The 21,454-nt window shown below is 70.7% G+C and carries 18 protein-coding genes and 1 pseudogene; 14 read left to right on the top strand and 5 right to left on the bottom strand.

Features of this window, described 5'->3' with window-relative positions; all coding sequences use genetic code 11:
- Positions 1–31: 31 nt before the first annotated feature.
- From kdpC to WFQ05_RS05760, 10 genes are all read left to right on the top strand, one after another.
- A complete protein-coding gene (gene kdpC, locus WFQ05_RS05805; protein ID WP_337053049.1) occupies positions 32–622 on the top strand; it encodes a potassium-transporting ATPase subunit KdpC in 591 nt (196 codons plus the stop codon).
- A gap of 296 nt (positions 623–918) precedes the next feature.
- Positions 919–3,576: a sensor histidine kinase KdpD gene (locus tag WFQ05_RS05800; protein ID WP_286576124.1), complete on the top strand. Its 2,658-nt coding sequence runs from the start codon at positions 919–921 to the stop codon at positions 3,574–3,576.
- Positions 3,560–4,273, top strand: a complete 714-nt coding sequence (locus WFQ05_RS05795) for a response regulator transcription factor (protein WP_130514587.1) — start codon at positions 3,560–3,562, stop codon at positions 4,271–4,273. The genes WFQ05_RS05800 and WFQ05_RS05795 overlap by 17 nt, the downstream gene beginning before the upstream one ends.
- A gap of 237 nt (positions 4,274–4,510) precedes the next feature.
- Positions 4,511–5,293 (top strand): DOPA 4,5-dioxygenase family protein, encoded by a 783-nt coding sequence (locus WFQ05_RS05790; protein WP_337053048.1) that lies wholly within the window; start codon positions 4,511–4,513, stop codon positions 5,291–5,293.
- A 96-nt stretch (positions 5,294–5,389) separates the two neighbouring features.
- Positions 5,390–5,776 carry a BlaI/MecI/CopY family transcriptional regulator gene (locus tag WFQ05_RS05785; protein WP_130514591.1) on the top strand — a complete coding sequence of 129 codons (387 nt, stop codon included), beginning with the start codon at positions 5,390–5,392 and terminating at the stop codon, positions 5,774–5,776.
- A 2-nt stretch (positions 5,777–5,778) separates the two neighbouring features.
- A complete protein-coding gene (locus tag WFQ05_RS05780) occupies positions 5,779–7,611 on the top strand; it encodes a M56 family metallopeptidase (protein WP_337053046.1) in 1,833 nt (610 codons plus the stop codon).
- A 488-nt stretch (positions 7,612–8,099) separates the two neighbouring features.
- On the top strand, positions 8,100–9,491 hold the full coding sequence (locus WFQ05_RS05775) for an MATE family efflux transporter (protein ID WP_337053045.1): 1,392 nt from the start codon (positions 8,100–8,102) through the stop codon (positions 9,489–9,491).
- Entirely contained in the window at positions 9,488–9,922 is a 435-nt protein-coding gene (locus WFQ05_RS05770; protein ID WP_337053044.1) for a glyoxalase superfamily protein, read from the top strand. Before WFQ05_RS05775 ends, WFQ05_RS05770 begins: the two co-directional genes overlap by 4 nt.
- A gap of 165 nt (positions 9,923–10,087) precedes the next feature.
- Positions 10,088–10,741 carry a hypothetical protein gene (locus tag WFQ05_RS05765; RefSeq protein WP_337053043.1) on the top strand — a complete coding sequence of 218 codons (654 nt, stop codon included), beginning with the start codon at positions 10,088–10,090 and terminating at the stop codon, positions 10,739–10,741.
- Between the two features lie 6 nt (positions 10,742–10,747).
- Positions 10,748–12,076 carry an XVIPCD domain-containing protein gene (locus tag WFQ05_RS05760; RefSeq protein ID WP_337053042.1) on the top strand — a complete coding sequence of 443 codons (1,329 nt, stop codon included), beginning with the start codon at positions 10,748–10,750 and terminating at the stop codon, positions 12,074–12,076.
- A gap of 12 nt (positions 12,077–12,088) precedes the next feature.
- Here the strand turns inward: WFQ05_RS05760 and WFQ05_RS05755 are convergent.
- A pseudogene (locus WFQ05_RS05755) lies at positions 12,089–13,243 on the bottom strand (ribonuclease H-like domain-containing protein); the annotation flags it as partial.
- 2 nt (positions 13,244–13,245) lie between these two features.
- Positions 13,246–15,786 (bottom strand): DEAD/DEAH box helicase, encoded by a 2,541-nt coding sequence (locus tag WFQ05_RS05750; protein WP_337053041.1) that lies wholly within the window; start codon positions 15,784–15,786, stop codon positions 13,246–13,248.
- Between the two features lie 200 nt (positions 15,787–15,986).
- On the opposite strand from WFQ05_RS05750, the gene WFQ05_RS05745 reads away from it, so the two are divergent.
- The 3 genes from WFQ05_RS05745 to WFQ05_RS05735 all read left to right on the top strand — a co-directional run bounded on the left by WFQ05_RS05745 (position 15,987) and on the right by WFQ05_RS05735 (position 18,092).
- Positions 15,987–16,970: an AI-2E family transporter gene (locus WFQ05_RS05745; protein WP_337053257.1), complete on the top strand. Its 984-nt coding sequence runs from the start codon at positions 15,987–15,989 to the stop codon at positions 16,968–16,970.
- 95 nt (positions 16,971–17,065) lie between these two features.
- On the top strand, positions 17,066–17,632 hold the full coding sequence (locus WFQ05_RS05740; RefSeq protein ID WP_337053040.1) for a hypothetical protein: 567 nt from the start codon (positions 17,066–17,068) through the stop codon (positions 17,630–17,632).
- A 4-nt stretch (positions 17,633–17,636) separates the two neighbouring features.
- A complete protein-coding gene (locus WFQ05_RS05735) occupies positions 17,637–18,092 on the top strand; it encodes a hypothetical protein (protein ID WP_337053039.1) in 456 nt (151 codons plus the stop codon).
- Positions 18,093–18,111: 19 nt separating this feature from the next.
- Here the strand turns inward: WFQ05_RS05735 and WFQ05_RS05730 are convergent, their stop codons facing one another.
- A complete protein-coding gene (locus WFQ05_RS05730) occupies positions 18,112–18,462 on the bottom strand; it encodes a hypothetical protein (protein ID WP_337053038.1) in 351 nt (116 codons plus the stop codon).
- A gap of 48 nt (positions 18,463–18,510) precedes the next feature.
- The gene (locus tag WFQ05_RS05725) at positions 18,511–19,473 is read right to left on the bottom strand and encodes an AraC family transcriptional regulator (protein WP_337053037.1); all 963 of its coding nucleotides are present in this window, start codon (positions 19,471–19,473) and stop codon (positions 18,511–18,513) included.
- Positions 19,474–19,564: 91 nt separating this feature from the next.
- Between WFQ05_RS05725 and WFQ05_RS05720 the strand changes: the two genes are divergently transcribed.
- Positions 19,565–20,398, top strand: a complete 834-nt coding sequence (locus WFQ05_RS05720; protein WP_337053036.1) for an oxidoreductase — start codon at positions 19,565–19,567, stop codon at positions 20,396–20,398.
- A 282-nt stretch (positions 20,399–20,680) separates the two neighbouring features.
- On the opposite strand, the gene WFQ05_RS05715 is transcribed toward WFQ05_RS05720, so the two are convergent.
- Positions 20,681–21,388: a hypothetical protein gene (locus WFQ05_RS05715; RefSeq protein WP_337053035.1), complete on the bottom strand. Its 708-nt coding sequence runs from the start codon at positions 21,386–21,388 to the stop codon at positions 20,681–20,683.
- Between the last annotated feature and the right edge of the window lie 66 nt (positions 21,389–21,454).

Here is a 21,454-nt window from a genome sequence, read left to right as displayed (position 1 = left end):
GATGTCCCGCCCTTCCGGAAAAGGAGCTGCCATGTCTTCCCACGTTCTGCAGGACCGCGCCGCGTGGCGGCCGGCCCTGGTGTTGTCCCTGGTCGCGCTGCTGGTGATGGGGCTGCTGTACGCCCTGATCGGCACGGGCCTGGCGCGCGTGGCGTTTCCCGAGCAGGCCACCGGCAGCCTGCTGCGGCGCGGCGACACCGTGATCGGCTCGGCGCTGGTGGCGCAGCCGTTCGCGGGCGATCAGTGGTTCCAGCCGCGCCCCTCGGCGGCCAAGTACGACCCGATGTCGGCCGCCGGCAGCAACCAGGCGCGCAGCAATCCCGACGCGATCAAGCGCGTGGACGATGCGATCGCGCAGGTCGCCGCGCGCGAGGGGGTGTCGCCCTCGCAGGTGCCCTCCGATCTGGTGACCCAGTCCGGCGGCGGGCTCGACCCGGACATCTCGCCGGCCGCGGCGCGGATCCAGATTGCCCGCGTGGCCCGTGCGCGCGGCTTGCCGGTGGAGACGGTGGCCGCACTGGTGCAGTCGCATACAACCGGCAAGCAGTTCGGCGTGTTCGGGGAGCCGCGGGTGAATGTGGTGGCGCTGAATCTGGCGTTGGAGGACGCCGCAAAGCGCTGAGATCGAGGCAGGCGTCGGCTCCCCCCAATCCGTCATTGGCGTCGGCTCCCCCCAATTCGTCATTCCCGCGAAAGCGGGAATCCAGGGACTTTGCGCTTTTGCCCTTGCCTTGGGCTCTCCCGGGGCCTGCCGCTGGAAGCGCGCCGCATGCGCAAAGCGAGAAGCAACGTCCCTGGATTCCCGCTTTCGCGGGAATAACGGATTTCAGGCTGGTGCCCCGTGCCGGCGCCTGGCTCCGCGTAGATCGAAAGCCCCCCAACCCACAAAACCCCAGGCAACCCAAGCAAAATCTCCCCATGACCGACCCCCGCACCCGCCAGGCCGACGCCCTCATCGAGGGCTTGCAACGCGAGCATGGCGGCCAGCTCACCGTGTTCCTCGGCGCGGCGCCCGGCGTGGGCAAGACCTACGCCATGCTCGGCCGCGCGCGCGAGCAGCTCCGGCGCGGCACCGACCTGGTGGTCGGCATCGTGGAGACCCATGGCCGCAGCGAGACCGCCGCCCTGGCCGAAGGCCTGCCGCAGCAGCCGCGCAAGCGCGTCGAGTACCAGGGCCGGGTGCTGGAGGAGATGGACCTGGACGCGCTGCTGGCGCGCAAGCCGGCCTTGGTGCTGGTGGACGAGCTGGCGCACCGCAACGCGCCGGGCAGCCGCCACGAGCGCCGCTGGCAGGACGTGGTCGAGCTGCTCGATGCCGGCATCGACGTGTGGACCACGATCAACGTCCAGCATCTGGAAAGCCTCAACGACATGGTGCTGCGCATCACCGGCGTGCGCGTGTCCGAGACCGTGCCCGATGCGGTGTTCGACCGGCTCAACGACATCGTGCTGGTGGACATCCCGCCGCGCGAGCTGGTCGAACGCCTGCAGCAGGGCAAGGTCTACCTGCCCGACCAGGCGGCGCAGGCGCTGCAGGCGTTCTTCTCGCCGTCCAACCTGACCGCGCTGCGCGAGCTGGCCATGCAGACCGCGGCCGAGCACGTGGACAACGCGCTGCGCGAGGACGCCGCCGCGCGCGGCCAGGCCGGCGTGCCCGTACGCCGGCGCGTGCTGGTGGCCATCGACGGCGGCGGCCAGAGCGAATACCTGGTGCGCGTGGCCCGGCGCATCGCCGAACGCCGCGGCGCGCCGTGGACCGTGGTCACCGTGCAGCGGCGCGGGTTCGACGCCGAGAGCCAGCAGGAGATCGACCGCGCCTTCGCCCTGGCGCGCCGCCTGGGCGGCGAGGCCGAACTGCTGCACGGCCCCAACATCGCCGACGCCCTGCTCGACCACGCCGGCCACACCGGCGTGTCCACCCTGGTGCTGGGCCGCACCCGCGAGCGGCCGCTGGCGCGCATGGTCAACCGCACCCTGACCCAGCAGCTGATCCAGCGCGGCGCGCACCTGGAGATCAACATCGTCAGCACGCCGGCCGCGCGCGCCCGGGCGCGGCGCAGCCTGCATGCGCTGCCGCAGCGGCTGAGCCGGCACGATGCCGGCTTCTCGCTGCTGGCGACGGTCGCCGCGGTGGCGCTGGCCTGGATCGCGCAGCGCTGGGTCGGGCTGGACGACCTGTCGATGGTGTTCATCGTCGCGGTGGTGGTGGTGGCCGCGCGCACGCGCATGGCCGCGGCGGTGCTCAGCGCCGTGCTGTGCTTTTTGGCCTACAACTTCTTCTTCATCGAGCCGCGCTTCACCCTGCACATCAGCGCCGAGCAGGGCGTGGTGACGGTGTTCCTGTTCCTGGCCGCCGCGCTGGTGGCCGGGCGCCTGGCCTCGCGCCTGCGCATGCAGGTGCTGGCGCTGGCGGCGGCCAACCGCCACGCCACGGCGATGCAGCAGCTGGGGCGCGAGCTCTCCACCGCCGCCGACCTGGGCCAGGTGCTGCAGGCCGGGCGCCGGGCGCTGGAGCGCGCCCTGGACGCGCAGGCCTGGCTGCGCGTGGGCGAGCAGGTCGAGGCCGCGCCCACCGCCGCGCTGGGCGACACCGACCACGCCGCCGCGGCCTGGACCCAGCGCCACGGCGCGCCCAGCGGCCGGCATACCGACACCCTGGCCGGCGCGGGCTGGTGGTTCGTGCCGATGACCGCCGGCGAGCGCACCACCATCGGCGTGGCCGGGCTGCGCATGGACGATCCCTCGCCCCCGGGGCTAGAGCGCCGCCGCCTGGCCGAGGCCATGGTCGAGGACATCGCCCAGGCTGCCCTGCGCACGCGCCTGGTCGGCGACCTGGAGAACGCCCGCATGAGCGGCGAGACCGAGCGCCTGCGCTCGGCCCTGCTGTCCTCGGTCAGCCACGACCTGCGCTCGCCGCTGGCGGCGATGATCGGCTCGGCCAGCAGCCTGTCCGGCTACGGGCAGGCCATGCCGGTCGAGGACCGGCGCGCGCTGCTGGACACCATCCTCACCGAAGGCGAGCGCCTGGACCGCTACATCCAGAACCTGCTGGACATGACCCGCCTGGGCCACACCGGCCTGACCCTCAACCGCGACTGGATCGGCGTGGACGAGCTGATCGGTTCGGCCGTGCGCCGGCTGCAGCGCTACCAGCCCGGCGTGCGCGTGGAGACCGCGCTGGCGCCGGAGTTGCCGATGCTGTGGGTGCATCCGGCGCTGGTCGAGCAGGCGGTGTTCAACGTGCTGGAGAACGCGGCCAAGTTCTCCCCGCCGGACCAAGCGGTGCGCGTGTCGGCCCAGCTGGCGCCCGGCGGCCTGCGCATCGACGTGGCCGACCGTGGCCCGGGCATCCCCGAGGACGAGCGCGCGCGCATCTTCGACATGTTCTACAGCGTCGAGCGCGGCGACCGCGGCCGCCACGGCACCGGCCTGGGGCTGACCATCTGCCAGGGCATGATCGGCGCGCACGGCGGCAGCGTGGAGGCACTTCCCGGTCAGGATGGGCGCGGTACGCTGATCCGCATCACCCTGCCGCTGCTGCAGCCACCGCCCCGCAACGATGCCGACGACGACTGAAGCCCCCACCACGCCCGCGCGCGTGCTGGTGATCGACGACGAAGCGCAGATCCGCCGCTTCCTCGACATCTCCCTGCGCGCGCAGGGCTACGTGGTGCTGCAGGCGGCCGATGGTCGCGCCGGCCTGGAGACGCTGGCCACGCAGGGCGCGGACCTGGTGATCCTGGATATCGGCCTGCCCGATCTGGATGGGCACGAAGTGCTGGCGCAGCTGCGCCAGTGGAGCCAGGTGCCGGTGCTGATGCTCAGCGTGCGCGCCGCCGAAAGCGAGAAGGTCGCCGCGCTCGACGGCGGCGCCAACGACTACGTCACCAAGCCGTTCGGCACGCAGGAGCTGATGGCGCGCGTGCGCGGCCTGCTGCGCCAGCACGTGGTGGCCGACGCCAGCGCGCCGCCGCTGTTCGACGACGGCCACCTGCACATCGATCTGGTGCGCCGCGAAGTGCACCTGGACGGCGCCCCCGTGGTGCTGACCCGCAAGGAGTTCGCCCTGCTCTCGCTGCTGGTGGCCAACGCCGGCCGCGTGGTCACCCAGCCGCAGCTGCTGCGCGAGGTCTGGGGCCCCACCCACACCGAGGACACCCACTACCTGCGCGTGCTGGTCGGCAAGCTGCGCGCCAAGCTCGGCGATTCGGCGCTGGCGCCGAAGTACCTGGCGACCGAGCCAGGGGTGGGGCTGCGCTTTCTGGGGTGTTGAGCGGCGGGTCGCTCCTCCACCCGCCGGGATCGGGCTTCGCGATGCAGTGCCGATCTTCGGCCTGACTTGAATGTTCCGATTTCAAGCTGCCCGGACTCAAGGCAACTCGGACGCGACGGCTCGGGCATGCCCAGCGCATGAGCTCATGCGCGATCGCCATATCGTGTAGTTCGATGCGCTGCCTACCATGGCCGCGAAGCACGCATGGGGTGCGTGCACGAGCCCTGGACCTGCACGATGTCTGCCACGCACGACGACGCCCTGCGCCCGCAGGATGAGGAACATGCCCACCGCCTGGTGGACCGACATGGGCGCCTGATACGCAATACGCCGCAGGATCAGGACTGGGCCGATCTGCTGTCGCCGGCGCGGCGCCGCCTGATCGGGGCGAGTGCGCTGGCCGCCGGGGGGCTGGCGCTGTCGGCGCAGGGCGCGGCGGCCGCGCCGGCCGCTGGCGAGAATTTCACCGAGCCGGGCAAGCCCGGCTTCCGCGCCCTCGTGCCGCCGCCGGATGCGGGCAAGAGCCCTTGGGGCGAGCACACCGCCGCCGAGGCCACGCCGCGTCCGCGCAGCATCCGGCCCGGCGAGAAGACGCTGCCTGCCAAGCCGCGCGCCTATACCGACGTGAAGAGCTATCACGCGCATATCTACTTCGACGAGGACACCTACGAGAAGGCCGCGCTGATCCGCCGCTGGACCGCCGAGCGTTTCCCGGTGGAGCTGGGCAACTGGAACCTGGAGCCGCGCGGCCCGCACGTCACCCCGTCGTTCTACTTCGGCTTCACCAATGACCTGCTGCCGGTGGTCGTGCCGTGGCTGCAGTTGAACAGCCTGGGCCTGACCATCCTGCTGCACCCCAACACCGGCGACGAGCGCGCCGATCACCTGTACTACGCGCTGTGGGTCAACCGCTCCCAGCCGGTCAACGGCTATCTGATGCCCGACCTGGAGAAGGGCGGCGAGCCACACCTGGAGCGGATCTACCCGAACATCGTGCCGACCGTTCCCCTGGAGACCTGACACCCACGCCATTCGTCGGCCATGACCTCCGGCAGGGTTGACTACAGTTGTCGGCACCGCTAGGTTGACTACAAGTGTAGGCAACCGGAGACGGCCATGCGCCGCAAGAGCATCGGGGACCAGGAGCTGGCGCTGCTCCAGTACATCGGCGAGCAGGGCGAGGCGACGGTGGGCGAGGTGGCCGCCGGCTTCGGCGAGGCGCGCGGGCTGGCGCGCTCGACCGTGCTGACCATGATGGAGCGCCTGCGCACCAAGGCCTACCTGCGCCGCAAGCAGGTCGATGGCGTGTACCGCTACGCCGCCACGGCCGGCCAGGACGCGGTGGTCCAGGGCGCGGTACAGAGCTTCGTGGAGAAGACGCTGCAGGGCTCGGTCTCGCCGTTCGTGGCGTGGATGTCCCAGCGCAGCGAGGTCAGCGACGATGAGCTGGCCGAACTCGAGGCGCTGGTCGCCAAGCTGCAGTCGCAGCGCAAGGAGGGCTGAGCATGGACGCCTTCGCCTCGGAACTGATCACGCGCCTGGCCACGACCAGCGTGCAGACCGCGCTGCTGGTCGCGCTGGTGTGGGCGCTGTGCCGCGCGCTGCCGCGCCTGCCGGCGTCCACGCAATGCTGGCTGTGGTGGACGGTGGCGCTGCAGGCGGTGATCGGCCTGGTCGCCGCGCCGCTGGAGCTGCCGTGGCTGCCGACCGCCGCGCGCGCATCGGCCGTCCTCATGCCTGCGACCGAAGCGACCGCGCCGCTCGTTCTCGCGCCAGTCGCGCCGCTCGCTTCGGCGCCCACCCTCGCGCCGCTGTGGGCGCTGCCGGCCTGGCAGACGGTGCTGCTGGCGCTGTGGCTGGCCGGGATCGTCGTGATGGGCCTGCGCACGGCGCTGGCCTGGCGCGCGAGCCGCGCGCTGGTGCGCGCCTCGCATCCCTGCGACGACGCGGTGCTGTCCGGCGCCCTGCGCCTGGCGGCCGAGGCCCACGGCCTGCGCACCGCACCGCCGCTGCGGCTGTCGCGCCAGATCAGCTCGCCGCAGCTGGTCGGCGTGCGGCGCCCGGTGCTGCTGCTGCCCACGCCCGAAGCCGCCCGCATCGGCGACGACGACCTGGACATGGCCCTCACCCACGAGCTGGTCCACCTGCGTCGCCGCGACCTGTGGTGGGGCCTGCTGCCCGCGCTGGCCCAGCACGTGGCCTTCTTCCATCCGCTGGTGCATTACGCGGTGCGCGAATACGGCGTGGCCCGCGAGGCCGCCGTCGATGCCGCGGTGATCGCGGGCAACCGTCACTGTCGCGGCGATTACGGCCGCCTGCTGGTCCGCCTCGGCGTCGCGCCGAGACCGGGCGCGGGCCTGGCCAGTGCATCGCCGTCCTTCCTCAGCCTCAAACGGAGACTGCTCATGCTGCAGAACACACACTCCTTCCCGCGCATCGGCGCGGCCCTGATCCTGGCCGGTGTTGCGGTGGCCGGCGTCACTCCGCTGCGGCTGGTGGCGGCCGCGCCGGCCCCGCAGACGCCGGTAGCCGAAGCCAAGCCCGCTGCCGCCGCGCAACCGGCCGCCGCCGCCGCGCCCGCGGCGCCTGCGGCCCGGGCGGCCGGGATGCGTGCCCTGCTGGCGCCTCCCGCTCCGCCGCCGCCGCCGCCGCCCGCGCCGCCTGCAGACGCGGTTCCTGCGCCGCCGGCCCCTCCCAAGCCGCCGGCCACGCCGTTCAGCACCCGGGGCCTGTTCCACCAGTCGCATGACGCCAGCCGCGACGCCTACGTGCTGGTGCAGGGCAATGAGAGCACGATGAGCGGGTCCTCCGAAGATCTGCGCCGGGCGCGCGCGCTGGACGACGGCAAGGGCGTGCTGTTCGTGCGTCGCGCCGGCAAGAGCTACGTGATCCGCGACGCGGCCACCCTGTCGCGCTTCAAGGCGGTGTATGCCGAGACCTCTCGCATTGGCGAGGCCCAGGGCAAGCTCGGCGAGCAGCAGGGCGCGCTGGGCGAACGGCAGGGCAGCATCGGCGGGCGCATGGGCGAGATCGGCAGTCGCCTGGGTGATCTCGCTGTGCGCGAGGCGCAGCTAAGCGTGGCCGGCGGCGACAGCGCCGCCGCACGCAAGGCCATCGAGGACGCCCACCGCGCCACCGAGAAGGCCCGCGCGGAAATGGAAGACCCGGCCATGCAACGCGAGATGGCCGAGCTGTCCCGCCAGCAGGAGGCGCTGGGCCAGCAGCAGGCCGTGCTGGGCAAACAGCAGGCCGCCGCCAGCGCACGTGCGCAACGCGAGGCGGAGCTCATCATCAACCAGACCCTCCAGCGCGGCCTCGCCCAGCCCATCGACGGCTGAGTGCTTGGTGCGAGAAGCGGGCGGGTCGTGAACGAGGCTTCGGCACCCGCATGATGCGGGTGCCGAATGCTTTCCGGGTTCTTCGAATCGCGGCACCGCGGCCGGTCTCGGCACTCGCTGGGCCACGGCGACGGTGAGAGCGAAGCAGACATGCTGCAGGCCGTCATCCCGTCGGTGAGGCGAGCAGCGGCTACGGAACGCGTCGCGAATCGAAGCTTGGAGCGATCTCCCTGAGCGGCACGCTCAGGGGCCGTCCTCGTCAGCCCTCGGGCATGAACCAGCGTCCCGCAGCGGCTTCCATCCGCTTCGCCGCGACAGCGGTGCCGGCTTGTCGGGTAAGATGCGCGCCGGTCTCGGGCACCGGCCGCTTGCTGACGCCATGTCACGGTGAAGCCCCGAAGCAGTGAACCCTCACCCTCGAAGCATTTCGCAGGTGGGCAACGCAAGCGCCCCACCCCCATCGAAATGCCTCGGATGAGGAGTGAGCGATGTCGTCCCGACACGCCCAGCAAGCCGGAGCGGCGCAGCCGTTCCTGACGGCGCCGGTTGGCCGTCTATTCGTTTCCAACGCCCTGCCGATGGCGATCGTGTTGTCGCTGGGCGGCCTGCTCAATGCGGTCGATGGCGTCTTCGTCGGGCGCTTTGTCGGCCCCGACGCACTGGCGGCCGTCAGCGCGCTCTTTCCCCTGGTCATGCTGACCACGGCGCTGTCCGCGCTGGTGGGCGGTGGTCTGTCCAGCCGCATGGCCCGCCACCTGGGTGCCGGGCAACACGCCGCAGCGTTCGATGACCTGCGCGCGGCGCGGGCCTTGGCCCTGGTCATCGGCTTCGGACTGATGGCGCTGTTCCTGACGTGCGGCAGGCCGCTTGCGGCGGCGTTGGCAGGCGGCGGCTCGCGGGCGGCACAGCTGAGTCACGACTACCTGCGCGTCATCGCGCTGGCCGCGCCCTTGCAGCTGCTGCTCGGCGTCTACGCCGACGCCTCGCGCACCGAGGGCGGCGCCGCCCTGGTCGCGCGGATTTCGGTCGTGATGAACCTGGTCAACATCGCGGCCAACGCGGTGCTGATTGCAGGGTGCGGCCTGGGCGTGGCCGGTTCCGCGCTCGGCACGCTGCTGGCGCAGGCCGTGGGGTTGGTCCTGTTGGTCGCTGCACGCCGGCGCGCGGTGCGGGGGTTGCCGACGCCCCCGCGACCCGGCGCGATTCCCGCCCAGGCCTGGCGCAGCATCCTGCTGCTGGGCTTGCCGGTCAGCCTGGGGCTGCTGGGCACCGTCGTGGTGTCGGCGACGGTGATCCTGGCGCTGCGCACGGCGCCGGATCGCGAGACGACGCTGGCGGCCTATGGCATCGTGACCCGCCTGATGGGGTTGGCCTTCCTGGTGCAGATGGCCATGGCGCTGGCGGTGCAGACGATCGTGGGCCGTCACCTGGGCGCGGGCCTCCCGCAGCGCGCCACGGCGTGCGTGCGTCTGGGCATGGTCGCCGCCGCGCTCTGGTGCCTGTGCGTGGCGGTCGTGCTGCTGGCCGGCGGTGCCGAGCTGGGGTGGTGGTTCACCCCCTCGCGCGAGGTCGCCCACGACGTCGCCAGGATCCTGCACGCACAGCTGCTGTTCTACGTCTGCTCCGGGCCGCTGCTGGTATTGGCGCTGTCCGTCCAGGCGGCGGGCAGGGCGCGCGAGGCGGCGCTGCTCACGCTGCTCAAGCCCTGGGTGCTCACGCCGGCACTTGTCCTGATCTGCGTCGCGTCGTGGGGCAGCCGCGCGCTGTGGTGGGCGTTTCCGTTGGCGGACGCGATGCTGCTGTGCGCCGTGTTTGTCGTCTGGCGTCTGCGCCGTGGGCGAGGTCCGGTTGGCGATGCGACCCGCGAGGGGACGCCATGACCCTGACCCTCGTCGAAGCCAAACGCCAAGCCAAGGCATTGCGCATGGCGCTGCAGGCGCAGGGGACGGCAATCCGTCATGCCCAGGCGCTGGAGGCGATCGCCGCCCAGCACGGCGCGAAGGACTGGAACACCTTGCATGCGCGCCTGGCGCGGCAGCAAGGGCTGCCCGCCCTGGACTTGAACGCGCGGGTGCATGGGCGCTACCTGGGGCAGCCTTTCACCGGCCGCGTCGTGAGCTTGTCTGCAGTCGGTGACTTGTTCCGGATCGAGATCCGGCTCGATGCGCCGGTGGATACGGTGCGGTTCGCCAGTTTCTCCAACCTGCGCAGCCTGGTGCGCGCCACGGTCGATGCGCACGGGCGCTCGCCGCAGAAGACCTCCGACGGCGTGCCGCATCTGGTGCTGGACGCAGGCGCCAGGCGGCGCTGAACGCGTCCGCGTCGCGACCCGTACGCGCGGCGTCAGCGGTCGAGCCTCGAATGCGATGCCCACAGGCAGGCTGCCCGGCGCAAGTTGAAGTCGTCACCGAAGTGCGCTTAGATCGGCCTGCCTGCTCGGAGCAGGCCGATCTCCCTCCCGCCAAGGACGCTGCCCATGAAATCCGCATCGGTCATCGCGCCCGGCCTTCTTCTGGCGCTCGTCGCCACCGCCTGTGGATCCACGCCCATGCAAAGCCAAGTCCCGCGCACCCATGTGGACGTCAAGGACAACCAGCCCCCGAAGCCGGTCATCCACCGCAATCCGCATCCCACGGCGTACGAGGTCACCGTGGCCATCAAGGATGCGCCGGGGCCGTTCGAGGTGGTCGAGGCGGCCATGCAGTACGAGGTCCTGGACCCCGCCTGTCGTCCCGATCTCGGCGGCATGGCCGGCACTCGCGCCAGCCTGCTGGAGTGGGTGCCCGTCGAGCTGGCGAAGCAGGCCGACGGCACCTATCGCGGCACGATCTACGACGGGCTCCTGAAGGACGAGGACTACTACGGACTCGGTGTCTGCCATTGGTCGCTGGTGACCGTGCAGTTCAAGCTCCGCGCCCACGACAACGATGAGGATGCGGAGTTCTCGCATCACATTTTTCACGACGACCTCAAGGACGGCGCGCGCATCAGGACGTATTTCTGGGATGGCCGCTATCCCAAAGGCGCATTCCCCCGCATGACGGTTCCCAGCGAGCTGGATCCGTCCAAGTTCAAGGATTCGGTGAGAGACCAACTGTTCTTCATCGATTTCACGCTCGCAAAGGAGTAGCGAGGCATGGCGATCTCAACGGACGAGTACGCGGCGCTTGCAGCGGATGCCTACAAAACCTATCCCCGCGAGGAATGGGAAAACGGGATCACGGTCGATGGCGTGCAGTTCCGCATCATCGATCAGACCTCAAGCCGGAGCGGTTATCAGGGCACGATCTACCAGAGGGTCGACTCGGGTGAACTGGTTCTCGCTCACAGAGGCACTGAGTTCGACCGTGAACTCGTCAAGGACGGCATTGTGGCTGACGGCGGCATGGTGCTGCTGGGCGTTAACGGTCAGGCCGAGGACGCCAAGAAGTTCACCGCCTATGCAATGGAGCGTGCAGCCGATTTTGGCCAGGACAAACGCGCGGCTCCATTGACCGTCACCGGCCACTCCCTCGGCGGAACGCTCGCCCAGATCACCGCGTACGAGTACGGCCTCAAGGGCGAGACCTTCGATGCATACGGCGCCGCGGGGCTGACCCGACACATCCCGGAAGGCGGCCAGGACGTCGTCAATCACGTGCGCGCGACCGACTTCGTGAGCGCCGCCAGCCGCCATTACGGTGAAGTCCGCACCTATGCGACCGAGCAGGACATCGCCGCGCTCAAGGGCCACGGCTATGCCAACGACCATCGCGTGCTGACCGATCTGCGCAATCCGTTCGGCGTGGCGCTCGGTGTCGGCGTCGCCGCGCACTACAGCAGCAACTTCCTGCCGACCAATCCCGAAGGCGGCGGCTCGATCATCAACGCCGAGGACGCGGCGCGTTACGCCGAGTATCGGCCGATGATCGACAAGTACCGCAACGACATCCATCTGGTGCATCAGGGCCTGGCCCTGCCGCGCAACGTCGTCCACGGTGTGGCCGATGTGCTGGGCCATGGGCGCGAGGCGCGCAATGGGCAGGTCGGTGGCGAGGTCGAGCCGGTCTCCGTGCCGCTGCCGGGCCGTGCGGATCTGCGGCTGGATCCGATGTTCCAGCAGATCCAGGGGCATGTGGCCCGGCTGGATGCGAGCCTGGGCCGCACGCCGGATGCCGCCAGCGAGCGCATGAGCGCCAGCCTCTACGCCAAGGCGGTCGAGTCGGGCATGACCCGGGTCGATGGCGTGCATCTGAGCATCGAGGGCGCACAGTCGCGCGCCGGCGAACGCGTGTTCGCCGTGCAGGGCAATCCGGCCGATCCGGCGCATCTGCGCACGTCCGTGTCCACGCAGGAGGCGGTGCAGGCGCCGGTCGAACAGTCCTTCAGCCAGGCCGAGCAGAGCCGAACCCTGCAGCAGCAGGCGGCCGCGCAGGCGCGGCAGGCCCCGCAGCAGCACGAGTCGATGGGCGCCCTCGGCCGCTGAGCGCGTCGCGCGCTACGGCGCCTCTTCGAACGACAGCACCTCGCGATCGTCGGCTTCGGCCTGCACCAGCCGCTGGAACAGCTGGGCCAGCGTGACCACGTCCTGGTGGTTGTGCTCGGCGACGCGGCGCAGGTTGCCGGCGCTGCCGCCGCGCAGGAACGACAGCCACGCGGCCGGCGCCTCGGCGCCGGGCAGGTCGTCCTGGCGCACGATGCGCAGCAGCTGGCGCTCGATGGTGGCGAGGCGGCAGTTCTCCCAGGTGCCGCGATAGCGGCGGCGGGTGGGGAACAGCAGGTCGACATGGTCGAGCGCGGACAGGGGCTCGGCCATCCGCGCCAGGCGGTAGCGCGTCTTCAGCAGCGGCGCGTCGTAGCAGCGGCCGTTGTAGCTGGACAGCACCGTGGTCGGCGACAGCCAGCTGGCGAAGGCGCGCAGCATCGGCGCTTCGGCCGCCATGGTGGAGATCATCAGCTGGCGCACGCGCAGGCCTTCGCCGCCGTGGGCGTCCACATGCCAGTCCGCCGCGCCGATCATGAAGGCGCGGGTGCCGGTGCCGCCGGCCAGGCCGGTGGTCTCGGTATCGAAGAACAGCAGGTCGCGCGGATGCACCGCGTCTTCGTGGCGCTTGGCGAAGGCCAGCGACAGGGCCGCGCGGGGAATGGGTTGCGGCAGGAAGGCCTCGATCAGGTGCAGGCCGGGCGAGAGTTCGCGCCCGGGCAGGCTGCGGTCCAGTGAGGCCGGCTTGCGTGCCGGTACCGGCGTCGTGCCGGGTTTGCGTTCGCGGGTGGCGATCAGCCGGCGCAGGGCGTCCAGGCTGCGCGGTGGCTGGGTGTCGTTGGCGGCGGGTGTCGAGGGTGTCCCCAGGCGCATCGGGCGTTTGGACTTTGGATCAAGATCAAAAGCTTGACCCCTCCCCAGCCCTCCCCTTGCTTCGCAAAGGGAGGGGGCAGAAGCGGGATCGGCGCGGTCGGAGGTAGTGAGGGCGCCCTGTCTTTCGCGCTGCGAAGCGGAGTTCGGGATTGCGGGAAACGATTGAGAAGGTTGGGCAACGTTGTCCTGCGCCGTTTCCGCAGCAGCAGACGCGGCGGCGCTCGGCGCCGCAGGCGCCTGCCGGACCGTCGGATCGCCGGCCTGCCTGCGCAGCGCGCGCAGGCGCTCCAGGCTCATGCTCACGACCGCGCCTCCCGGGCCGGACGGTCTTCATCCAGCATCTGCAGCGCGGGGTTGATCGGCGCGAACACCGCTTCGCCGTCGAAGGACGCTTCGCGCCGTGCATGCGCTTCCAGGTCCGACAGCAGCGCCAGCACCTTCAGCGCCAGGGTCTTGGGCGAGGCGCCCTTGCCGTCCTCGTGCGCGGCCAGGACCGGGCCGACGCAGGCGGGGCAGCCGGCGCTGCAGTCGCAGCGCTGCACGAGCTCGCCGGCGCGCTGCACCAGTTCGGCCTGACGCTGCCACAGCGGCTCGCTCAAGCCCACCCCGCCGGGGAAGTTGTCGTACAGGTAGACGGTGGGCACGAAGGCCTGCTCCAGTTCCACCACGCCTTCGGCGCCATCGGCGCCGCGCAGCTGGCCGCGGCCGGTCTGGTCGGCCAGCGCGAACCACGCGCCATCGCCATTGCCCACCGCCTTCTGCAGATCGCGCGCGTCGGCCATCACCGCCACCGTGGCGACCACGTGCAGCGCGTAGGCGGCACCGAGGAAGCCGTCCAGCGCGTCCTGCTTGGAGGCGAAGGCCTTGCCGAGCGTGGCCTGCGGGAGCTGCCACCACAGCGCGGTGGTGTGCAGCTCCTGGTCGGGCAGGTTGACCGGGCCGTAGCCGATGTTCTCGTGGGTGTAGTAGCGGATCTTCTTGTAGCCGCTCACGCGCCGCACCACGTGCACCTCGCCGTGGTGCGCGTCGCCGCGCCCGGCCGGGCCGCCGTCGAAGCGCTCCAGCACCTTGAGCTTGGTGTAGTCGATGCTGTCGGTGTAGTAGTCCACGTGCGTGCGGGTGACGAAGGCCTTGCGTCCTTCCCAGTCCAGATGCTCGACCTGGTAGGGCGTGGACTGGACCATGTGGATCGCACCCTCGTACAGGGTCAGCGCGGCGGCCGAGTAGTCGACCTCGGCGATGATGGTCTGCTTGCCGTTGGTCTTGTCGACCACCACGAAGTTGCCGTCGGCCACCGAGCGCAGGCTGACCGCGTTGGCCGGGTAGCTGTCGGCGATCCACTCCCAGCGCTCGCCTTCCTGGTGCACGACCTCGCTCTCGGCCATGGCCTGCAGGTAGACCAGCGGGTCGATGGGGCCGAAGGCCTCGCCCGCATTGAACGGCAGCTCGAACGCCGCGCAGCGGATATGGTCGAACAGGATCAGCGGCTGGTCCGGCGCGGTGCGCGCGTGTTCGGGCGGCGCGTCGGCGAAGAACTCCGGGTGCCGCACCACGTACTGGTCCAGCGGCTGCGAGCTGGCCACCAGCACGCCCAGGCTGGCGCGCTGGCGGCGGCCGGCGCGGCCGAAGCGCTGCCAGGTCGCCGCCACGCTGCCCGGATAGCCGTTGAGCACCACCACGTCCAGGCTGCCGATATCCACGCCCAGCTCCAGCGCGGAGGTCGAGACGATGCCGTCGATGCGGCCGTCGCGCATCGCGCGCTCGGCCTCGCGCCGTTCGGTCGGCAGGTAGCCGCCGCGATAGGCGCGGATGCGCGGCGCCTTGCGCGGGTCGTGGTCGAAGATGTCCTTCAGGTATTTGGTCAGCACCTCGACCATCAGCCGGCTCTGCGCGAACACCAGCGTCTTCAGCCCCGACTTGATCGCGATGCGCGCGATGCGGTTGGACTGCGAACGCGCCGAGGCGCGCAGGCCCAGGTCGGCGTTGACCACCGGCGGGTTCCACAGCAGCACATGCTTGTCCCCGGTCGGTGCGCCGGATTCGGTGATGGCATGCACGCGGTCCTCGATCAGGCTTTCGGCATGCGCCTGCGGGTTGCCGATGGTGGCCGAGCACAGGATGAACTGCGGGTTGGCGCCGTAGAAGGCGCAGATGCGCTTCAGCCGCCGCAGCACGTTGGTGACGTGGCTGCCGAACACGCCGCGGTAGGTGTGGATCTCGTCGATCACCACGAAGGCCAGGTTCTCGAAGAACTGCGCCCACTTGGTGTGATGCGGCAGGATCGCCTGGTGCAGCATGTCCGGGTTGGACACCACGATGTCGCCATGCAGGCGGATGGCCTGACGCGCATCGCCCGGCGTGTCGCCGTCGAAGGTGAAGGCCTTGACCCCCAGCTCGCCGGCGCGGTTGAGGTCCAGCAGCTCGGCCACCTGGTCCTGCGCCAGCGCCTTGGTCGGGAACAGGTACAGCGCCTTGGCCTTGCCGCGCATCGCCGCGCTCACCACCGGCAGCGTGTAGCACAGCGACTTGCCGCTGGCGGTGGGCGTGACCACGGCGATGTGCTCGCCGCGCTGCGCGGCGGCCCAGGCCTGCGCCTGGTGCGCGTACAGCTGCTCGATGCCGCGCGCGCGCAGGGCGTCGGCCAGCGCGCGCGGCACATCGTCCGGGATCGGCGCGTAGCGGCCTTCGCGCCCGGGCAGGGTGAAGCGCCCGGTGATGCGGTCGGCATAGCGCTGGGCCAGGCGCGCGCCCAGCACCGCGCCGTCGCGCGAGGGCTGCCCCTGGGTGGTCGCCAGGGCGCGTTCGCTGGCTTCGGTGCGGGGGGCGAGGGAGTAGGTCATGCGAGGGCCCGGGCGGTCAGGGCGAGGCAGGGGAGCACGGCGGCGTCTCAGCCGGCGAGACCGGCGCGGGCGCCTTCGCTTCGTTTCGACCCGGGTTGCGGCTACTGTCTGCGCACTTGCCTACCTGGATGTCCTGGATGACCGCCACCCCTGTGCCTTCTTCCCCGCTGCGGCCCTTCGCGGCGCGCGTGCTGGTCGTGCTGGCGATCGGCGCGCTGGCGCTGCTGGCCTGGCAGCTGTCCGAGCTGCTGCTGATCATGTTCGGCGCGGTGGTGGTGGCCGTGCTGCTGCACGGGCTGACCCTGCTGGTGCGGCGCTGGGTCCGGGTACCCGACTGGGCCGCGCTGGGCCTGGTGGTCACCGTGCTGGTGGTGGTGCTGGCCGGGATCTTCACCCTGTTCGGCACCGAGGTGGCCGGGCAGATCGACACCTTCCGCGAGACCCTGCCGGCGGCCTGGAACAAGTTCCACGCCTGGCTGCAGGCCAGCCCGCTGGGCCCGCAGCTGGAGCGCCTGCCCGAGCAGCTGCGCCAGGGCGCCTCGACCCTGGCCGCGCACGCCGGCGCCTTCGTCATGTCGGCCGGGCGCGGGGTGACCGACGCGGTGCTGATGGTGGTCGGCGGGCTCTACCTGGCCGCGCAGCCGGACCTCTACCGCCGCGGCGTGCTGCGCCTGCTGCCGCTGGACCAGCGCCCGGTCGCCGACGAGGCCCTGAGCAGCAGCGGCAAGGCCCTGCGCGCCTGGCTGGGCGGCCAGCTGCTGGCCATGGCGGTGATCGGCACGCTGACCGGCCTGGGCCTGTGGGCGCTGGGCGTGCCGGTGGCGCTGGGCATCGGCCTGCTGACCGCGCTGCTGGATTTCATTCCCATCGTCGGCCCGGTGCTGGCGGCGATCCCGGCCATCCTGCTCGGTTTCACCGTCTCGCCGGAGGTGGCGCTGGGCACGCTGGCGCTGTTCGTGGTGCTGCAGCAGCTCGAAGGCCATGTGCTGCAGCCCCTGATCCAGGCGCGCGCGGTGGACCTGCCGCCGGCGCTGCTGCTGTTCTCGCTGTTCGGCATCGGCGCGCTGTTCGGGCCGATGGGCGTGGTCCTGGCCGCGCCGATGACGGTGGTGCTGTACGTGCTGGTCAAGCAGCTCTATGTGCGCCATGCGCTTGGCGATACCGAAGTCGATCCCCAGGCCTGAACCGCCCCTGCGCGCGGCGGGCGTGCTCGCCGGCCGCGCAACGGAAAACCAACCCGCGGCCCCGGGCGATGGCGGTAGAGTCTGGCCTGCGGTGCATGGGCGCCTTCGCCGCACGACATCCGTCAAGGAGCAGCACTCTGAGCAGGATCGCCATCGTCCGCAGCCTCTGGCTGGCCTTGCTGGCCTGCGCGCCGCTGGCCAATGCGCAGCAGGCGCCCGACGACCGCTCCGCCGGCGCCCAGGCCACGCAAGACACGCAGGACACGGCCGCGCCGCCGCCCGGCCTGAGCGCCGGCAGCGACGTGCCCACCCTGGGCGAGGTCAAGGCGCTGCCGCCGGAGGAAGGCGAGGTGCTCGATCTCTATCGCTTCCGCAATCCGATCCAGGTCGATCCGAATCCCTTCTCCAAGGCCTATCAGCCGCCGCCGTCGGTCAAGGACATCTCCGAGAGCGGCGGCTATGTGGCCTACGGCCTCTCCAAGCTGGTCGGCGCCGCCGCCAAGGGCCTGCAGGCGATCCCCGGCGTCAAGGGCCAGGTCCACCCTCCGACCGCGCGCCCACCGCCGCTGAGCCTGGAACAGATGGACCGCGCCGCCCGCGCCTGCGGCGAGGACGGACAGGGCTGTGCGGACGGCGCTTCGGCCAACGATGTGAGCAGGTGAGCGCGTGAGGGCGCCCCGGTGTGCGCGGCTGTTCGCCTACGCCGTGCTGGCGCCAGGCATCGGCACGACTCCGGCCTTCGCCCAACAGGCATCGCCCGCGCCGGCGCCACCCACAACGCCGCCCACCGCCGTCACCACCCTCGATCGCGTTCAGGCCCTTCGCCCGGACGAGGAGGTGCTGGATCTCTACACCTTCAAGAATCCCGTCACCGTCGAGCCCAACACTTTCGACAAGGTCTACGACCCCGGCATCAGCCCCGAGCAGATGGCGCTCGATCCGCGCTACGGCGGCTATGTGATCTACGGCATCAATCAGGGCCTGCGGCATACCTGGAAAGGCATCAAGCAAGTCACCGGCATGCGCCCCTACGAGCATCCTGCCATCGCCCGCCCGCCGCCGTTGACGGAGGAGCAGATGCGCAGAGCCGTGCAGCATGGCGACGCGCAGGCGCCGAACTGATCGCAGGACGGCGCGGCAACTACTTGCTGCCGAATTCCTGGATCACCTCGATCTTGCCGACGATATGGTCGTTCAGTGCTTCGAGTTCCTCGGCCGGCACCCACCATTCGGTGTGACGGGCGCCGCCCACCTTCTGGATCTGGTAGCGATCCATGAAATGGGAATGGACCTGGAACCGGGTCACCGCGCCATAGCCGCTGTCCGCGACGTTCCACTTGCTGGCGATTTCCGCGGCGTATTCCGCGTTCGTGACCGGATAGAAGATCGGCTGTTCCGGCAAGCGCGGCGGCCAACGGGTGAAGTCGGACTGCCTGAGCAGTTCCAGCTCTTCAGGTCCGACGGGGCGGTAGAGGGTGGTCGTGGTGGTCACGGCGGGCGGAAGTGGTATCGGAAGGTGGACGGGGTTATCGCGGCGCTGCTAGTGCGACGAAACATACTCCGCCACCGCCTGCTTCGGCGGCACGGCGAAGCTGTCGCGCATGCGCCGCACCTCGCGCGCGGGGGTCAGGCCGAACAGGCGCTTGAACTCGCGGTTGAACTGCGAGGGGCTCTCGTAGCCGACCGCATGGCAGGCCGCGGCGGCGGTCATGCCTTCGCGCACCATCAGCAGCCGCGCCTGGTGCAGGCGCGTGGACTTGAGGTACTGCATGGGCGAGGTGCAGGTGACGGCCTTGAAGTGGCTGTGGAACGACGGTGCGCTCATGCCGGCTTCCTCGGCCAGCTGCGCGACGGTCAGCGGCTGCGCGTAGGCCGCATGCAGGCGGCGCAACGCCTTGCCGATCCGGCCGAAGTGGCCCTGCATCGCCAGCGCCGCGCGCAGCGTGGGGCCCTGCGGTCCGGTGAGGAGCCGGTAGTACAGCTCGCGCAGCTGCTGCGGGCCGAGGATGGCCGCCTCCATCGGCGTGGCCAGCGCCAGCAGCAGGCGCTGCACGGCCTGGTGCAGCGGCGGATCGATCGGGCTGGACAGCAGGCTCTGCGGCGCGGCGGTGCGGGGCGGGCCGCCGTGGCGGTCGATCTCCAGCATCAGCTCGGCGGCGAGCGGGAAGTCCAGGTGCAGGTACAGCGCCAGCAGCGGCGCCTGCGCGGTGGCGTCGGTCTCCATGGTGAAGGGCACCGGCACCGAGACGGCCAGGTACTGGTGCGCGTCGTAGACATAGGTGCGCCGGCCGAAGTAGCCGCGCTTGCGGCCCTGGCAGACGATGACGATGCCGGGGTCGTACAGCACCGGCGTGCGCGCCAGCGGCCGGTCCGAGCGCAGCAGGCGCACGCTCTCCAGCGCGGTCAGCGTATAGCCCTCGCGCGGTGCTAGCGCCTGCACCAGCGGCGCCAGCGGCAGCAGCCCGGCGCCGGTCGCATCCGACGGTGATGGAGGGTCGTTCATAGGAATAGGCAAGGATTGGAGGCGGATCGGCCTTCGAAGGAGGAGTGCTGATTTCTATTGTGCACTCCTCTCGCACAACCGGAGTCCGTCCATGTCCACCTCCAAACACCTGCTCATCACCGGCGTCAGCAGCGGCTTCGGCCGCGCGCTCGCCCAGGAGGCGCTGGCCGCCGGGCATCGCGTGGTCGGCACGGTGCGCAGCGTGCAGGCCGTCGAAGCGTTCGAAGCCCTGGCGCCGGGCCGCGCCGTCGCCCGCGTGCTGGACGTCACCGACACCGTGGCGATTGCGCCGGTCGTCGAGGGCATCGAGGCCGAGCTAGGCGCGATCGATGTGCTGGTCAACAACGCCGGCTACGGCCACGAAGGCGTGCTGGAGGAATCGCCGCTGGAGGAGCTGCGCCGGCAGTTCGAGGTCAACGTGTTCGGCGCCGTGGCGATGATCCAGGCGGTCCTGCCGCACATGCGCGCGCGACGCGCCGGCCACATCCTCAACATCACCTCGATGGGCGGCTTCATCACCCTGCCGGGCATCGCCTACTACTGCGGCAGCAAGTTCGCGCTGGAGGGTATCGGCGAGGTGCTGGGCAAGGAGGTGGCCGACCTGGGCATCCGCGTGACCTCGGTGGCGCCGGGTTCGTTCCGCACCGACTGGGCCGGACGCTCGATGGTGCGCACGCCGCGCAGCATCGGCGACTACGACGCGCTGTTCGATCCCATCCGCCAGCGCCGCCAGGAAGTCAGCGGCAAGCAGCTGGGCGACCCGCGCAAGGCCGCGCGCGCCATGCTGGCGGTCATCGATGCGCCGGCGCCGCCCGCGCATCTGCTGCTGGGCAGCGACGCCCTGCGGCTGGTGCGCGAGAAGTTGAAGGCGCTGGAGGCCGAGCTGGCGCAGTGGGAAGCGCTGACCGTCTCGACCGACGGCTGAAAGCGGTGCGCCCCAAGCGCTAACCCGAGCTCGCCGCCGGAGCCAAGAACAAGGTCATTGGCGCCGTGGCCAGGGGCTGCGGAAGAATCCCGATGTCGGCGACCCGATGCGATCGTCCTTGGCGCTCCCACCAGCGGCTGCTGCGCGCGTGCGAGGTTGCACCGTGCTGCGCTGGTCACGCCCAAGCCCAGCAGGCACTTATCGAAGAGTATTGATCAGTAAGCCCCATCGCAGGCGGCTTCGACGCCCGCGATGGGGTGGTTCATGCGCTGCGGAACGGGCCTAGAACGCGTACTCCGCCGTCAGGCCCAGCAGGGCAGTCGAGCGCTTGGGACCATCGAAGCGGATGCCGGTGGCCGGGTCGCGCACCTCGCCGGCCTTGGCCCGGAAGTAATCGTAGTGCAGGCCGACGCTGAAGTTCTGCGTGGCGTTCCAGCCGGTACCGATGCCGGCGTAGTAGCTGTTGCGACCGCTGTCGCCGCCGCTCTTCAGGCCCAGGTTCTGGCCGACGGAGTTGTAGTAGTTGATGTTGTTGTCCGAGGCGCGGAAGTAGCCGCCGCGCGCGCCGATGTACCACTGCGGGGTCACGTTGAAGCGTGCGTTGCCGCCCACATGCCAGCCGCGCAGGGCGTTCTCGCTGTCGCGCTGGTTGACCTCATCGCTGTTGAACGCGTTGGAGACCTTGAGGTTGCCGAGGTCGGCGTAACCGCCTTCCACGCCGAGGCCCCACTGCGGGCCGACCTTCCAGCGGTAGCCCACGCTGCCGTCATAGCCGGTGCGGCGGCCATGGCGGCCTTCGAACACGTTGAAGTCGCCGCTGCCGAAGCGACCCGCGGTGCCTCCGTCGGTGCGGCCGACGCTGCCCGAGACGAACCAGTTGCCCTGGCCGACCTGCAGGTCCGGGCGATAGGTATCGCCGCCGGTTTGCGCAAACGCGGACGGGGCGATGAGGGCTGCGCTGATGGCCGCGGGGAGGAAAATTTTCTTCATACAAATGACCTTTCGACTGGGGCGAGCGTGGTGATGTCCACATGGATCGCCGGTTTCAGAACCGTC

This window comes from Pseudoxanthomonas sp. USHLN014 (assembly GCF_037153335.1).
GTDB lineage: Bacteria > Pseudomonadota > Gammaproteobacteria > Xanthomonadales > Xanthomonadaceae > Pseudoxanthomonas_A > Pseudoxanthomonas_A winnipegensis.
This window is presented reverse-complemented; position numbering and strand designations above follow the sequence as displayed.

Excerpts from the sequence above, each read along its gene's own strand:
- WFQ05_RS05800 (WP_286576124.1), top strand. The coding sequence starts at position 919 with ATGACCGACCCCCGCACCCGCCAGGCCGACGCCCTCATCGAGGGCTTG.
- WFQ05_RS05790 (WP_337053048.1), top strand. The coding sequence starts at position 4,511 with ATGTCTGCCACGCACGACGACGCCCTGCGCCCGCAGGATGAGGAACAT.
- WFQ05_RS05715 (WP_337053035.1), bottom strand. The coding sequence starts at position 21,388 with ATGAAGAAAATTTTCCTCCCCGCGGCCATCAGCGCAGCCCTCATCGCC.
- WFQ05_RS05750 (WP_337053041.1), bottom strand. The coding sequence starts at position 15,786 with ATGACCTACTCCCTCGCCCCCCGCACCGAAGCCAGCGAACGCGCCCTG.
- kdpC (WP_337053049.1), top strand. The coding sequence starts at position 32 with ATGTCTTCCCACGTTCTGCAGGACCGCGCCGCGTGGCGGCCGGCCCTG.
- WFQ05_RS05770 (WP_337053044.1), top strand. The coding sequence starts at position 9,488 with ATGACCCTGACCCTCGTCGAAGCCAAACGCCAAGCCAAGGCATTGCGC.
- WFQ05_RS05725 (WP_337053037.1), bottom strand. The coding sequence starts at position 19,473 with ATGAACGACCCTCCATCACCGTCGGATGCGACCGGCGCCGGGCTGCTG.
- WFQ05_RS05760 (WP_337053042.1), top strand. The coding sequence starts at position 10,748 with ATGGCGATCTCAACGGACGAGTACGCGGCGCTTGCAGCGGATGCCTAC.
- WFQ05_RS05775 (WP_337053045.1), top strand. The coding sequence starts at position 8,100 with ATGTCGTCCCGACACGCCCAGCAAGCCGGAGCGGCGCAGCCGTTCCTG.
- WFQ05_RS05795 (WP_130514587.1), top strand. The coding sequence starts at position 3,560 with ATGCCGACGACGACTGAAGCCCCCACCACGCCCGCGCGCGTGCTGGTG.
- WFQ05_RS05785 (WP_130514591.1), top strand. The coding sequence starts at position 5,390 with ATGCGCCGCAAGAGCATCGGGGACCAGGAGCTGGCGCTGCTCCAGTAC.
- WFQ05_RS05780 (WP_337053046.1), top strand. The coding sequence starts at position 5,779 with ATGGACGCCTTCGCCTCGGAACTGATCACGCGCCTGGCCACGACCAGC.
- WFQ05_RS05720 (WP_337053036.1), top strand. The coding sequence starts at position 19,565 with ATGTCCACCTCCAAACACCTGCTCATCACCGGCGTCAGCAGCGGCTTC.
- WFQ05_RS05765 (WP_337053043.1), top strand. The coding sequence starts at position 10,088 with ATGAAATCCGCATCGGTCATCGCGCCCGGCCTTCTTCTGGCGCTCGTC.
- WFQ05_RS05740 (WP_337053040.1), top strand. The coding sequence starts at position 17,066 with ATGGGCGCCTTCGCCGCACGACATCCGTCAAGGAGCAGCACTCTGAGC.